General features: G+C 70.0%; 12 protein-coding genes and 2 pseudogenes. 4 read left to right on the top strand and 10 right to left on the bottom strand.

Features of this window, described 5'->3' with window-relative positions:
- Positions 1-268: 268 nt before the first annotated feature.
- The 3 genes from aceA to QK444_RS20370 all read right to left on the bottom strand — a co-directional run bounded on the left by aceA (position 269) and on the right by QK444_RS20370 (position 2,688).
- Complete coding sequence (gene aceA, locus QK444_RS20380) at positions 269-1,558, bottom strand: isocitrate lyase (RefSeq protein WP_282782638.1); 1,290 nt, start codon at positions 1,556-1,558, stop codon at positions 269-271.
- A 492-nt stretch (positions 1,559-2,050) separates the two neighbouring features.
- Positions 2,051-2,287 carry a hypothetical protein gene (locus tag QK444_RS20375; protein WP_282782636.1) on the bottom strand — a complete coding sequence of 79 codons (237 nt, stop codon included), beginning with the start codon at positions 2,285-2,287 and terminating at the stop codon, positions 2,051-2,053.
- Positions 2,284-2,688: a hypothetical protein gene (locus tag QK444_RS20370; protein ID WP_282782634.1), complete on the bottom strand. Its 405-nt coding sequence runs from the start codon at positions 2,686-2,688 to the stop codon at positions 2,284-2,286. The genes QK444_RS20375 and QK444_RS20370 overlap by 4 nt, the downstream gene beginning before the upstream one ends.
- A gap of 217 nt (positions 2,689-2,905) precedes the next feature.
- On the opposite strand from QK444_RS20370, the gene QK444_RS20365 reads away from it, so the two are divergent.
- On the top strand, positions 2,906-5,539 hold the full coding sequence (locus QK444_RS20365) for a tetratricopeptide repeat protein (RefSeq protein WP_282782632.1): 2,634 nt from the start codon (positions 2,906-2,908) through the stop codon (positions 5,537-5,539).
- A gap of 42 nt (positions 5,540-5,581) precedes the next feature.
- Here QK444_RS20365 and uraH read toward each other — a convergent pair whose 3' ends face one another.
- Positions 5,582-5,929, bottom strand: a complete 348-nt coding sequence (gene uraH, locus QK444_RS20360; protein WP_282782642.1) for a hydroxyisourate hydrolase — start codon at positions 5,927-5,929, stop codon at positions 5,582-5,584.
- A pseudogene (uraD, locus tag QK444_RS20355) lies at positions 5,927-6,415 on the bottom strand (2-oxo-4-hydroxy-4-carboxy-5-ureidoimidazoline decarboxylase); the annotation flags it as partial. The pseudogene uraD and the gene uraH, both read right to left, overlap by 3 nt.
- Positions 6,416-6,494: 79 nt before the next feature.
- Between uraD and QK444_RS36490 the strand changes: the two are divergent.
- The 3 genes and pseudogenes from QK444_RS36490 to QK444_RS20345 form a co-directional block, all read left to right on the top strand.
- Positions 6,495-6,839 (top strand): annotated as a pseudogene (locus tag QK444_RS36490) (NTP transferase domain-containing protein); the annotation flags it as partial.
- 180 nt (positions 6,840-7,019) lie between these two features.
- Positions 7,020-7,553, top strand: coding sequence for an NTP transferase domain-containing protein (locus QK444_RS36485; protein ID WP_349239532.1), 534 nt, complete (start codon positions 7,020-7,022; stop codon positions 7,551-7,553).
- 2 nt (positions 7,554-7,555) lie between these two features.
- Positions 7,556-8,596: an XdhC family protein gene (locus QK444_RS20345; RefSeq protein ID WP_282782628.1), complete on the top strand. Its 1,041-nt coding sequence runs from the start codon at positions 7,556-7,558 to the stop codon at positions 8,594-8,596.
- Here QK444_RS20345 and QK444_RS20340 read toward each other — a convergent pair.
- From QK444_RS20340 to QK444_RS20320, 5 genes are all read right to left on the bottom strand, one after another.
- Complete coding sequence (locus tag QK444_RS20340; protein WP_282782640.1) at positions 8,589-9,647, bottom strand: ABC transporter substrate-binding protein; 1,059 nt, start codon at positions 9,645-9,647, stop codon at positions 8,589-8,591. The genes QK444_RS20345 and QK444_RS20340 overlap by 8 nt on opposite strands.
- A gap of 108 nt (positions 9,648-9,755) precedes the next feature.
- Positions 9,756-10,595, bottom strand: coding sequence for an ABC transporter permease subunit (locus tag QK444_RS20335; RefSeq protein ID WP_282782626.1), 840 nt, complete (start codon positions 10,593-10,595; stop codon positions 9,756-9,758).
- The gene (locus tag QK444_RS20330; protein WP_282782624.1) at positions 10,592-11,353 is read right to left on the bottom strand and encodes an ABC transporter permease subunit; all 762 of its coding nucleotides are present in this window, start codon (positions 11,351-11,353) and stop codon (positions 10,592-10,594) included. Before QK444_RS20330 ends, QK444_RS20335 begins: the two co-directional genes overlap by 4 nt.
- Positions 11,350-12,156: an ABC transporter ATP-binding protein gene (locus QK444_RS20325; RefSeq protein ID WP_282782622.1), complete on the bottom strand. Its 807-nt coding sequence runs from the start codon at positions 12,154-12,156 to the stop codon at positions 11,350-11,352. Before QK444_RS20325 ends, QK444_RS20330 begins: the two co-directional genes overlap by 4 nt.
- Before the next feature lie 78 nt (positions 12,157-12,234).
- On the bottom strand, positions 12,235-12,639 hold the full coding sequence (locus QK444_RS20320) for a hypothetical protein (protein ID WP_282782620.1): 405 nt from the start codon (positions 12,637-12,639) through the stop codon (positions 12,235-12,237).
- Positions 12,640-13,218: the final 579 nt, after the last annotated feature.

Raw genomic sequence — 13,218 nt, 5'->3', positions numbered from 1 at the left:
TGCCCCGGGCAGGGGGGGGAAACCCGGGGGGGGCCGGGGCCTCCCCCCGGACGGGTTCGATATCCCCGAAGCGGCGGAGGTTGTGATGCGACTACCGCTTCGAAGGCTGTCCCGAGATCAGTGACGCGAGGCGACAACTGATCTCGTAAGGACGGGGTAACTCACCGGGTACGCCCGAAATCGGGTCGGCACCCGACCGCCGGCACGGATTGCTCACCGCCAACGGCTCTCTGCTGCCCGCTGAAGGCGCGGAGAGGCGGACGAGCTCTCAGTGGAACTGGCCCTCTTCGGTGGAGCCCTTCAGCGCCGCGGTGGAGGTGTTGGGGTCCACGGTGGTGGCGATGGTGTCGAAGTAGCCGGCACCGACCTCACGCTGGTGCTTGATGGCGGTGAAGCCACGCTCGGCGGCGGCCTTGAACTCGCGCTCCTGCAGGTCGACGAAGGCGGTCATGCCCTCGCGGGCGTAGCCGTGGGCCAGGTCGAACATGCCGTAGTTGAGCGAGTGGAAGCCGGCCAGGGTGATGAACTGGAACTTGAAGCCCATGGCGCCCAGCTCGCGCTGGAACTTCGCGATGGTCGCGTCGTCCAGGTGCGCCTTCCAGTTGAAGGACGGCGAGCAGTTGTAGGCCAGCAGCTGGTCCGGGAACTCACTGCGGACGGCCTCGGCGAACTTGCGGGCGACCTCGAGGTCCGGCACGCCGGTCTCCATCCAGATCAGGTCCGCGTAGGGGGCGTAGGCCTTGGCACGCGCGATGCAGGGCTCGATGCCGTTCTTCACGCCGAAGAAGCCCTCGGCGGTGCGGGTGCCGTCCAGGAACTCGCGGTCGCGCTCGTCCACATCGGAGGTGATGAGGGTGGCGGCCTCGGCGTCGGTGCGGGCGATGATCACCGACGGCACGTCGGCGACGTCGGCGGCCAGACGCGCGGAGGTCAGGGTGCGGATGTGCTGCTGGGTGGGGATGAGCACCTTGCCGCCCAGGTGGCCGCACTTCTTCTCGGAGGCCAGCTGGTCCTCCCAGTGCACGCCGGCGGCGCCGGCGGCGATCATGGCCTTCTGCAGCTCGTAGGCGTTCAGCGCGCCACCGAAGCCGGCCTCGGCGTCGGCGACGATCGGGGCCAGCCAGTTGGCGACGGAGGTGTCACCCTCGACCTTGGCGATCTCGTCGGCGCGCAGCAGCGCGTTGTTGATGCGGCGAACGACGGACGGCACCGAGTTGGCCGGGTACAGCGACTGGTCCGGGTAGGTGTGGCCGGAGAGGTTCGCGTCACCGGCGACCTGCCAACCGGACAGGTAGATGGCCTTCAGGCCGGCACGGACCTGCTGCACCGCCTGGTTACCGGTGAGGGCGCCCAGGGAGTTGATGTAGTCCTCGTTGTTGACGAGATCCCAGAGGATCTCGGCGCCGCGACGGGCGAGGGTGTGCTCCTCGACAACGGTGCCCTGCAGCTTCACAACCTGCTCGGCGGTGTAGTTGCGGGTGATGCCCTTCCAGCGGGGGTTGGTGTCCCAGTCCTTCTGGATCTCTTCGGCGGTCTTCGGAGTGCCGACAGTCGACATCTGTGACTCCACTTCCTGATTCGGTCTCGGGTGCCCCCTGAAGAGTTCGAACTCTCGCGGTGTCCGAACTCTGCTGGAGCGGCAATTTGCAGGCTTGCAAGTCCTGCGGTGGTTACTTCCACACGATGGCACAGGAAAAAATCGCCGTCTACCTGTTGCTAATGCGAATCTCAGCTAGCTTCCGATCATAGTTTGCTAACTCTGCGAAATTTGCGTGCGAATTGCCGCACCCCATCCTACTTGCCGGTAGCCCTGACGTGCGGTTTTGCATAACGCCCGTACTGTTTCGGTGATTCGGGCCACCGCCACCCGACACGCCCGACCGCGGGTCCATGTGAGCACGTTCACACCGGCAACCGCGGCGAACGGGTGTGGGGGCAGCCACTTTCCCGACCCAGGACGCGGCGGCCAACGCCCGATCCCTCCTCGCGAGCGGATGCTGTTCGCGCAGGGAGATCCGCCGCGGCCCGTCTCGCCGACACGCGCCGAGCCTCAACCCGGCGGGACCGCGCCGGTCGTCGCCGGACAGAACGGATAGCAGTCGGCCGTCACCGGCGGTCTGCCCGAGGTGTCGGGGAGCGGTCCGGTACCGGCGGCACCGCAGTTGCCGACGACCACCAGCAGCACCAGGACCGCGAACGCCACCACCGCGGCGAACAATCCGGTGAACCAGGCCGCGTTGGTGCGCGGCAGCGGGAACAGGATCGGCCCGAAACCCAGCAGCATCACCGGCTGACCTCCCGGCGCGCGCCGCCGTGGCGGCAGATCCGATCGGGTGCCGTCGCGGCGCGCCCGCCGGAGCAGGCCGAACCGGGCCGCAGGGGTTTCGGTTCGCCGTCGCCGACGCGCAAGGCCAGCAGGCACATGACATCGGTGACGGTGAGGCCCAGCATTCCGGCGTGCAGCGCCGCTATCTCGCCGTCGAATTCGCCGCCGGGGCGCAGCAGTCCCATGAGGATCATCTCGGCCAGCACCACACCGGCGATGGCCTGTTCCCGGGTCAGCCGCCGCGAGGTCGGCAGATACGACAGCACCCACCGGCCGCGCTGCGGTTCCGGCACGTCGACCCGGAAGGCGACCTCGTGTGCCACATCGCTGGTGATCAGCCAATCCGAAGCGGTAATCGCCATCGACCCATCCCTTCTCGCTCGACCCGTCCCGCTCGGGGTCCGGATCCGGTGATGGCTCAATGGTCGCGAGCTGGAACCGCACAGTGAATCTCAGTGATCGGCCGGAATTCTTGGCGGTGGACAGGCCCTTGACCAGGTGAAATTTCAGCGGTACCAAGGAAATATTCACAATGGTCGACCGCACTTCTCGTGCGGCGGCCGCTCGGGGAGGCACACCGTGTCACGAAACGGTGATTCCGACGACTACGGGGCGGAAACACGAAAGCGCCTGCGCGGCATTCTACTCGGTACCGGCCTGGCCGAACACCAGGTGGTGGAACCGCTCGCGGCGGAATTGCAGCGCAACGGCTGCCGCCCGCGCAAGGCGTGGCGGCTGGCCAACGGGTACACCCTGGAAACCGCCGCACGCGAGTACAACCGGAGCACCGGGGACGACCGGGCGGCGATGACCGCCGCCCGCATCTCGGAATTCGAGTCCTGGCCCAGGAGCCGCGGGAACGGGCGCGAACGGCCACGGCCCACGGTGGCCACCCTGAAGGTGCTGGCCACCGTCTACCGGACCAGCTGGGAGCAGCTGGTGGATGTGGCGGATCTGGCGAAGATGCCGGGGCGTGACATCACCGTCTACCGGGATGCGGTGGCCCGGCGCTGCACCGCGCCGCCGGTCCTGGACGACCACGGATTACCAACGGACATAGTGCCTTTCATCGGCCGCCACGATCAGCGCGCGGAACTGCACCGACGGGTGCGCGAGCATGCGGGCGGGCGCGGACCGGGGGTGCACGTGGTGAGCGGCCTGGCGGGAGTGGGCAAGACGGCCCTGGCCCGCTACCTGATCGAGGAGTATCGGGATCGCTACCCGGACGGCTGGATCTGGGAGGATCTGCGCGGACACTCCGACGGCCGCACCCCGCGCACACCGGCGGGCGTACTCGAACAGCTGCTGCTGCGACTCGGGGTCCCGCCCGAAACCATCGAGAACGACGCGGCCCGCCGCGCCGAACGCTGGCGGGCCGAGATGCGCGGCCGCCGCATGCTCATCGTCTTCGACAATGCGTTGGACAGCAAGCAGGTTCGCGATCTGCTGCCGCACGCCCCCGGCAGCTTCGTACTGATCACCAGCCGCCACAAGCTGACCGGGCTGTCAGGTGCGGCCCCGCTGCAACTGGATGCCATGGGCACCGCCGAGGCCGAGGAACTGCTGGTGCGGCTCAGCCATCTGCCGCCCGGCTACGACGTGGGGGCGGTGCGCCGCATTCTGGAGACGGCCGGGCGGCTGCCCCTGGCGATCCGCCTGGTCGCCGGGCAGATCGCCCACCACGGACCGGAGATGCTCGCCGCCGCCGACCGGGACTTCCAGCAGTTGACCGACCGGGTGCAGCACGCGCCGATCGGGACGCCGTCGGAGGAATCACCGGCCGCGCCCATCCTGGACTTCTTCGCCGCCGAGGGCGAATCCCTCGCCGCCGCATTCGAATTGTCCTACCAGCGACTGTGGGATCCGGAACTGCGCCGCGCGGTCCGGCTGCTCGGGCTGTTCCCCGGTTCGGAGATCACCGCGGAGACACTGGCGCCCATGGCGGATGTGCCGCCGCTGGCCGCGAACGCGTTGATACGCCGCATCTTCGAGGTCGGGCTGTTGGATCCGGCCGTGAACGGCCCCTCCGGGCAGCGGTACCGGATCCACGATGTGACCCGGCTGTTCGCGCGCAAGCAGGCCGATCAGGAGGATCTGCCGAGTGAGCGCGCCGCCGCCATCGGGCGACTGGTGCGGTACTGCCTGACCATTGCCCGGCGGGTGGGCGCGCCCCGCCCCTTCGACTTGGCGGGCAGTTTCCCGAATGTGCCGGGCCCCGGCCCCTCCAATGCGGTCGACCGGGCCCGGGAGTGGCTGACCGCGGAGAAGGAGGTGCTGCTCGGCTGCATCCGGGTGGCCGGTCCGACGGCGGAGGCCGGGGAGCTGGCCCGCCTGCTGGCCTCGCATCTGTCCGGGCTGGGGCACTGGTCGGACGCGCGCTGGCTGTTCGTGCGGGCGCTGGACGTGGCTCGGGGCGACGGGGACGCCACGGCGGAATGCGATGTGCTCTACGGGCTGGGCACGGTGCACCGGCTGGCCTGTGACTACGAGACGGCCTCCAAGTGTTTCCAGGAGGCGCACGCCATCGCCGCCCGCATCGACGACCCGCTGCGGATGGCATCGGGGCTGTGGGGCTATGCCGAGGTCACCAGGCATATCGGGGATTACGACCGGGCGCGGCACGCCTACGCGGACGCGCTCGGCATCGCGCGGCAGTTGCAGAACCTCGAATTCGAGGGCGATTCGCTGCGTGGGCTCGGGCATATCGAACGCATGGGCGGCGATCCGGCGGCGGCGCGGCACTACTACGAGGCGGCCCTGGAGATCGCCGCGCAGATCGACGACGACTACAGCCGGGGCTGGACACTGTGGGGACTGGGCAATGTGATTCGCATGGCGGGCGATTTCACCACCGCCCGTGCGCATTTCGAGCAGTCGCACGAGATCGGCGGCGAGCTGGACGATGCCCTGCTGGTGGCGGACGCCCTGCGCGGGCTGGGGCATACCGAGCGCGATCTCGGGGATCTCGATGCGGCACAGGGCTTCTACTCGGATTCCCTGGATGTGGCGCGGCGCAGCGGCGATCCGCACGGCGAGGCCGACGCCTGGCGGGCCCTGGGCGGGATCGCGGCCGGGTCCGGTCGGCGGCATCGTCCCCGCGCCTGCGAATTCCTGCGCAGGTCCCTGGCGCTGTACGAGAGCATGGGGGTGAAGGCGCTGGCCGAGCAGGTGCGGGCGGATATGCGCCGACTCGACTGCGACAGCCACGCCTAGCCGCGTCGCCGATGCGCCACCGAGCGGTCGCCGCCCGCCGCCTCAGCTGCCCCGGTAGGTCGAATAGGCGAAGGGCGAGAGCAGGATCGGCACGTGGTAGTGGCGTTCCTCGGCAATGGTGAAGGTGATGGTCACCTCCGGGTAGAAGCTGTCCACCGCCTGGGCGGCGAAGTATTCGCCGGTCTCGAACCGCAGCCGGTAGGTGCCCGTGCCGAGCGTGCCGCCGAGTCCTTTGATCCGGCCGTCGGCGTCGGTGGTGTCGGCGGCCGATGCGGCTCCGACGGCGTCGAACAGGGTCACCCGCACCCCGGCGGCGGGGCGGCCGCGCACCGCGTCCAGGACATGGGTGCTCAGCGTCGCCGCCGCGGCGTGCTGCCGGCCGGTGTCCATCAGGTGGCGCAGGCGGAGGCGATTGATCTCGGCGAGTTGTTCGCGCACGATGCGGCGTTCGGTCGGCGGGTCGTTGGCCAGGCGCTCGGTGAGGATGTTCAGCAGTTCCGCGGGGGTGCGGCCGCTGGCGCGCACCAGGTAGACGTGCCCGAACCTGTCCTCGTAGGCGCGGTTGCCCGCGACGATGGCGGCGCGGACGCGGTCGTCGGCCCCGGCCATGCCCGCCTGTTCGCGGGCCGAGGCGGCGTTGTCGGGGCGGTCACCGATGCGGGGGTGTCCGGCGACGGCCCGGTCGATCTCGTCCTCCGGCAGTTCCGCCAGCGCGGCGTCGGCGGCGCGCAGCAGCTCGTCGAGGGTGGCGAACGGCCTGCGCTCCGCCACCCGCGCGGCCCATCGGGGCGACGCGCACACCGTCAGCAACAGTTCCGTGGCCGCTGTCTCGTCGAGTGCGGCGAATTCCTCGAGGCCGATCGCGTTCTCCGTCATCGCCCTCCAGCATCGGCCACGCGCCGCCCGGTCGCCAGTCGGGCGGCGGCCGCGCCCGTCGCGCGTTACGGTCGGCGGCATGAATCGCGGACGGTGCGACGGCATCCTGCTGGCAGCCGGTGCCGGTACCCGCTACGGCATGCCGAAAGTGCTGGCCGAGGACGGTGCGTGGCTGCGCGGCGCGGTCCATGCCCTGCACGCGGGCGGCTGCGAGCGGGTGTACGTGGTCCTCGGCGCGACCGGACCGCCGCACCGCCGACCCGCGGATCCCGACGCCATCTCCCTCAAACGGCGATGGCAGGTATCGCAAACCCACGGCATCCTCATCCCGCCCGCCGCCCGACCGGTATGGGCAGCCGATTGGGAAACGGGCATCAGCGCTTCGCTGCGCGCGGGCCTGGCCGCGGTCGCGGGGCACCCGGCCATCGCGTGCGCACAGGCCGGAGCCCGGCGCGAGGACCGGGCGATCACGCAAGCGGATGCCGGAAACACATCCGGCCCACCGGATATAGCGCGGGCGCGCGCCGAGACCACGCACGAGTCGGACAGCGCGACCGCGTCCTCCCGCCCCGAGGCGGCAGACTCCCGGCCGCCCGTGACGGGGATGAGCCGGACGGCCGATGCCGAGGGTACGGCGAGCGCAGCAGGCGCGACAGGCGCAGCAGATGCGGCATACTCCCGGCCGCCCGTCACAGGCGGGAGCCGAGCGGCCGACGCCGAGGATGCGGCGGATACAGCGGGCGCGACGCGCTCTGCGGAAACGGCAGGCGCATCAGGCGCGGCGGGCGCATCAGGGGCGACAGGCGCGGCGGCCGCATGTGGCGACCTGCCCGAGTTCGTGGCGATCATGCCGGTGGATACGCCGGATGTCGGGCCGGAGGTGGTGGCTCGGGTGATCGCCGCCGCGCGGGGGGCCGGGAGCGGGTTGGCGCGGGCGGTGTTCGACGGGCGGCCGGGCCATCCGGTGGTGATCGGTCGGGGTCATTGGGCGGGCGTGACTGTGGCGGTGACCGGAAAATCGGGCGCGGCCTCTTATTTACGCGAACGAGCCGATATGGTGTGCGTCACGTGTGGCGATGTGGCGACGGGGTGGGACCACGACTATCCCCGGCACGCACACACACCGAGTGGGAGCTGATGATGCGGGATATCGTCGAGGATCTGTTGCGCGTGTGGCACAGCGGCCGCACCGCCGGGTTGGCCACCCTGGTGCGTGCGGTGGGGTCGACGCCGCTGCCGGTCGGTTCGGCCATGATGGTCGACGCGGAGGGCCGGGCGTTCGGATCGGTGTCGGCGGGCTGCGCCGAGGCCGAGGTGTACCAGGCCGCCGTGGAGGCGGCGCAGACCGGACGCCGGGCCATGCACCGTTTCGGCCCCGCCACCGGCATGGACTGCGGCGGCACCCTGGATGTTTTCGCGGAGCCGTTCTCGCGCAACCACTTTCCCGAGTTTCCGACGGTGGCCGCCGATATCGCGGCACAGCGCCAGGTCACCGTGTTCACGGTGGTGTGGCATTCGGACCCGGATGTGATCGGCCAGCATCTGGTGACCGACCGCAAGCACGGCACCGAACTGGTCTCCCTGCCCGACTCCGATGTGTTCGTCTCCTCCTTCACCCGGCCGCCGCGCCTGATCCTGGTGGGGGCCAACGCTTTCGCCGCCGCCCTGGCGACGCAGGCGCGCCTCGTGGGCTACCGTGTGACGCTCTGCGACGCGCGCCCCACCTTCGCCAGCCCCGAGGCGTACCCGCAGTGCGAGGTGGTGGTCGACTGGCCGCACCGCTATCTCAACGCCCAATCCGCGGCGGGCGAGATCGACGGCAGCACAGCGATAGTCGTGCTCTCCCACGATGCCAAGTTCGAGATCCCGCTGCTCACCGTGGCACTGCGACTACCCGCACTCGGCTACCTGGCCGCCGTGGGTTCCCGCCAGGTCCACGCGCGCCGCCTGGAGGCGCTCCAGGCCGGCGGCTTCGATGCCGCCACACTGGCCCGCCTGCACGCTCCCGCGGGCCTGGACCTGGGCGGCCGCACCGCACCCGAAGCCGCCCTCGCCATCACCGCCGAACTCCTCGCCGCGCGCAACGGAACCTCCGCCGCTCCCCTGTCCGTCCGCACCGGCCCCATCCATTCCGCCACCGCCGCCGAGGCACGCGGACCCGAAAGCCATTCCCTCACTTGAGGTCCGGCTGCTCCGCATATATCTCCGCCAGCACCGACATATCGAACAGGCGATCCGCCTCGATATCGATCCCGGATTTGCCCAGCGCGGCGATATTCCGCTCGATCAGGTCGTCGGTCATGGTGAACAGCCCGTTGGCCGCGGTGTCGGCGGATACCACCAGGTCGTTCTGGGCGATGGCCTCCTCGGTCTGCTCCGCCAGGTCGAGTTGCAGGTCCTTGCCGTAGACCTCGACGGCGAGCCGGGCTCCTTCCGCCGGGTCGGCGACGGCATCACGCCAACCCTTGATCTCGGCGGCGAGGAACGCCTTCAGCTTCTCGCGCTCGTTGTCGATGGTTTCCTGAGTCACGGTGAGGGTTTCGGCGACCAGCGGCAATCCGAAGTCGGCGAACAGGAAGTTGGTGTTGGCGAAACCCTTGGCCGCCAGAATGATCGGCTCATTGGTCACATAGCTGACCCAGCCGTCCACCTCGCCGTTGGCCAGCGGCGTCGGATCGAACTGCGCGGGCACGATGGTCACGTCGTCGGGACGCATCCCGTTGGCCGTCAGCAGTGCGGCGAAGATGAGCTGGTTGGTGTCCTGCACGCCGATCCGTCGGCCCTTCATGTCCTGCGGTGATGCGATGGGGTTGCCCGCCGCGCTCACGATGCAGAACGGGTTCTTCTGATACGTCGCGCCGACGATCTTGGCGGGTAGACCCTCCAGCACGGCGGGCGCGGTGGTCTGCGGCGCGGACATGCCGAGCCAGATCTTGCCGGTGCCCAATCCCGCCTCCACGGAGGTGCTGGCCGCGCCACCCGCCACCAGATTCACCGAGCCGAATCCCGCCTCCTGGAAATATCCTTTCGAATCGGCGAAGTATTCACCGGCGAATTCGATGTTCTTGATCCAGGACAGCTGAATGGCGACGGTGCCGTACTTCGATCCGTCGGGTGTGGTCCCGTTGGCGGGTCCGGCGGCGTCGTCACCGCAGGCGGCGAGCAGCCCCGCGCCGCCCAGCGCGGCACCGGTGAGGGCGCTGTACCGCAGGAACGAGCGGCGATTCAGCATGGGCAGTGCGGTGGCCGGAACCGGCCGGGTCACGCGAGTCATACGCGAAATGTAGGGCCCTTCGATTTCCGATTTTTTGCTGTCGCGGCACGGAATGTATGCGCCGCGTTAACTCGTGTATCGATCGCGTCCGGTGTCCGGAGCGAAGCGGGCCAGCACGAGATTCTCCAGCACGCCGACCACCGCGTAGACGAAGACGGATACCAGCGTCACCACCACGATGGAGGCCCACAGCCGGTTGTACTGGAAGGTGGGTATGGCGCGAATCAGGCTGGCGCCCAGCCCGGTCCCGCTCCCCAGCCATTCGCCGAGCAGCGCACCGATGAGCGCACCCGGCACCGCCACCCGGGCCGCCGCGAAGACCGAGGGCAGCGCCGCCGGTATCGCCACCGTGCGCAGGGTCGTCCAGCGGGAACCGCCGTACGCCTCGACCAGCTCCATCGCCTGGCGCGGCGCGGAACGCAGCCCGGTCATCATCATGACCAGCGCCGGGAAGAAGACGACGATGGCGGCCAGAACGGTCACCCCCAGCAGTCCGCGCCCGAAGACCAGCACGATGATCGGTGTGAGAGCCACCAGCGGGACCGACCGCAGCAGCATGGCCACCGGCAGGAACGCCTGCGCCGCCGCGGGCACGGTGACGAACAGCGCCGCCACCATCAGTGCCGAGCCGAGCCCGGCGAGGAACCCGATTCCGGCGTCCCGCAGCGTGATACGCAGATCGGCGAGAATGGCGTCGCGGGCGCTCGGTGCGGTCGGCCCGCTCACCAGATAGGTCCACACCTCGGTCGGCGACTTGCCCACCAGCCCGACCTGCGGGAACAGTGCCAGGAAGGCGTACCACAGCGCTATCAGCAGGACCAGCGAGACCACCAGGGGCGCAAGAAATCCCACCACCTGCCGCAGGGTGGCGCGGGTGCGGGGCGCGTCCGCGCGCACGGTGCTCATCGCGCCTCCGCCCGTGTCCACGGCACGGCGAAGCGTGCGACCAGCGCCACCACCGCGTATCCCACGCCCGCCAGCGCGGCGGCGGCGATGGCCATGCCCCAGGTGCGCGGCACGTTGTAGGCGTTCTGCGCGGCGGTCAGCGCGACGCCGATGCCGCTGTCCACCCCGCCCAGGTACTCCCCGATGATGGCCCCCAGCACGGCCGACGGCGCGGCGATCCGCAAGGCCGCGAAGGTGTTCGGCAGGGCGGCGACCAGACGCACCCGGCGCAGCTGCTGCCAGCGGCCACCGCCGTAGGCGCGCACCAGGTCCAGGCTGGCGCCGTCGGCGGAGCGCAGCCCGGCGACGGTGCCGACCATGGTGGTGAAGAAGCAGTACATGGCGGCCAGGAAGACGGTCGGGGTGCGCCCGCCGAAGACCACCAGGATGATCGGGCCGAGCGCCAGCAGCGGGGTGCAATAGCTCAGGATGGCCAGTTGGGTGGCGAGCATTTCGATGGGCGGGATGAGAATGACGAGCACGGCCAGGATGATCGCCAGCACGTTGCCCCACAGGAAGCCCTGTAGCGCTCCCCAGGCGGTGATGCGGAAATTGGGGCCGTAGAGCGCCCAGCCGTCGGCGTACATGGTGTGCGCCACCTGCCACGGGCTGGGAATGGTGCCGCCCGCCACGCCCGCTGCGGCGGCCAACCACCAGATGCCCACCAACGCGGCGATTCCCGTGACGCCGCCGAGCTTCTTCGCTGTGTTCCAGTTCATTCCGTCACCCCGCCGTGCCCGCTGCCGCCGAACAGCAATTCCGACAGGTAATCACACAGTTTGTGGAATTCGGGGCTGCGCATCATCTCGGGCGTGCGCGGACGCGGCAGGTCGATGTCGACGACCTCCACCACGCGTCCCGGGCGCGGGCTCATGACCGCCACCTGGTCGGAGAGGAAGACGGCCTCGCCGATGCCGTGGGTGACCATCAGCGTGGTGGCGGGCTGCTCGGTCCAGATGCGCAGCAGTTCGAGATTGAGGCGCTGGCGGGTCATATCGTCGAGCGCGCCGAAGGGTTCGTCGAGCAGCAGCACGGTGGGTTTCACGACGAGGGCGCGGGCGATCGAAACCCGCTGCCGCATACCGCCGGACAGCTGCGCCGGTTTGGCCTTCTCGAATCCCCGGAGGCCGACCAGTTCGATCAGGTCGGTGATGAGGTGCGGGTTCGGGGTGATACCCGCGACCTGGAGCGGCAGTTCGATATTGGCCGCCACGCTGCGCCAGGGCAGCAGCGCCGCATCCTGGAACGCGATCCCCAGTTCGTGGCGGCCGCGCAGTTCGGCCGGGGTGAGCCCGTTGATCCGGGCGGTGCCCGCGCTGGGCTCGTCGAGGCCCGCGAGTATGCGCAGGATGGTCGACTTGCCGCAGCCGGAGGGGCCGAGCAGGGACAGGAACGCGCCCCGGCCGGTATGCAGGTCGACCGTGTCGAGGGCGTGTACGGTGCGGCGCCCGGCCCGGAAGCTCTTGCTCAGTCCACCGATGTGGATTCCGGTCCCCACGGTCGTGCTGTCTGCCGAACTCATGCGCCAACGGTAGGAGGCCGGAGTTGCGCCGATATTGCGTAGCGCGCGGCTACATTGCGCGAGCGTTACGAGTGCGGCTCACCAGGTCGGCTCGAACCAGTCGCGGGCCTCGCGACGGAAGAGCAGCATGATCACGGCGAGTGCGGCGACGATGCCGAGCGGGCCGGGCGGGCGGCCGTCGGTGATGGACGGAACCGTCCACAGCATATTGAGCACCGCCAGCAGGATCGCGGCGATGCGCACCGACTGGCCCTCGGAGTTGAAGGTGAGGCCCACCAGCCCCAGCAGGAATCCGGGTACGAACGGCAGCGCGGTCGTCACCGCCGCCTTGGTGCCGAGCAGCCATCCGGAGGCGGCGGTGCACGCCATGCCGACCACCGCGAATCCCAGCACGATCACCTGAGCGGCCCGCACCGAGCGCGGCATCCGGTACTCGTATTCGGTCGCCGCCGAGGACTCCGGCGGAAACCACTGCTCGGACATCGACTCCTCCCCTGCCGCAGGTGACCTGCCATGCCGGGAAGCCGCGAGCCGAACCGCCCGCCCGGCACGGCGACTCCGAGCGCCAGACTAACCCGCCGACCGGCCGGTTCCCTGCCGCCACACCGGAGCCGAATGCGTCACCCCCGGCACGGGCGGTGATGGAACCGAGGCGCGTCCGACCACCGCGGGCACCCGCCGAATCCAGCGCACCCGGTAGCTCACGATGGATGCGGAGAACACCGGTGCGGCTGGACAGAGGCAGTACACCGGCCGCGAGTAGACACGGCATACCGACCCGGGCGAAGGCAGCACACCGACGCGGGCCGAGGCGGAACGCCGCTGCGGGCGGCGGTATACCCGCCGGGACAGCGGCCACATACCCGCCAGGGCAGCGCAAGCCGAGGCGGAACGCCGGGGTGGGCGGGTTGTCAGGGGGCGCGGACCGCTGCCAATTCGGTGACCCGGACCGTGGGGGCGAGCCGGTCGCGCAGCGCGCGGTCGATCTCCCCGGCGACCGGGATGACGACGGCGGCGGCCGAGGTGGCCACCGCATCGGTGAGCAGGGTGGGCCAGTCGGGT

The organism is Nocardia sp. CC201C, assembly GCF_030010695.1.
In the GTDB taxonomy this organism is placed as follows: Bacteria; Actinomycetota; Actinomycetes; order Mycobacteriales; family Mycobacteriaceae; genus Nocardia; species Nocardia otitidiscaviarum.
The sequence above is the reverse complement of the archived record's forward strand: the minus strand, read 5'-3'. Positions and strand labels throughout refer to the sequence as shown.

Coding starts and splice junctions, on each gene's coding strand:
- aceA (WP_282782638.1), bottom strand. CDS start 1,558: ATGTCGACTGTCGGCACTCCGAAGACCGCCGAAGAGATCCAGAAGGAC.
- QK444_RS20370 (WP_282782634.1), bottom strand. CDS start 2,688: ATGGCGATTACCGCTTCGGATTGGCTGATCACCAGCGATGTGGCACAC.
- uraH (WP_282782642.1), bottom strand. CDS start 5,929: ATGGACACCGGCCGGCAGCACGCCGCGGCGGCGACGCTGAGCACCCAT.
- QK444_RS36485 (WP_349239532.1), top strand. CDS start 7,020: ATGAGCCGGACGGCCGATGCCGAGGGTACGGCGAGCGCAGCAGGCGCG.
- QK444_RS20345 (WP_282782628.1), top strand. CDS start 7,556: ATGCGGGATATCGTCGAGGATCTGTTGCGCGTGTGGCACAGCGGCCGC.
- QK444_RS20340 (WP_282782640.1), bottom strand. CDS start 9,647: ATGCTGAATCGCCGCTCGTTCCTGCGGTACAGCGCCCTCACCGGTGCC.
- QK444_RS20335 (WP_282782626.1), bottom strand. CDS start 10,595: ATGAGCACCGTGCGCGCGGACGCGCCCCGCACCCGCGCCACCCTGCGG.
- QK444_RS20330 (WP_282782624.1), bottom strand. CDS start 11,353: ATGAACTGGAACACAGCGAAGAAGCTCGGCGGCGTCACGGGAATCGCC.
- QK444_RS20325 (WP_282782622.1), bottom strand. CDS start 12,156: ATGAGTTCGGCAGACAGCACGACCGTGGGGACCGGAATCCACATCGGT.
- QK444_RS20320 (WP_282782620.1), bottom strand. CDS start 12,639: ATGTCCGAGCAGTGGTTTCCGCCGGAGTCCTCGGCGGCGACCGAATAC.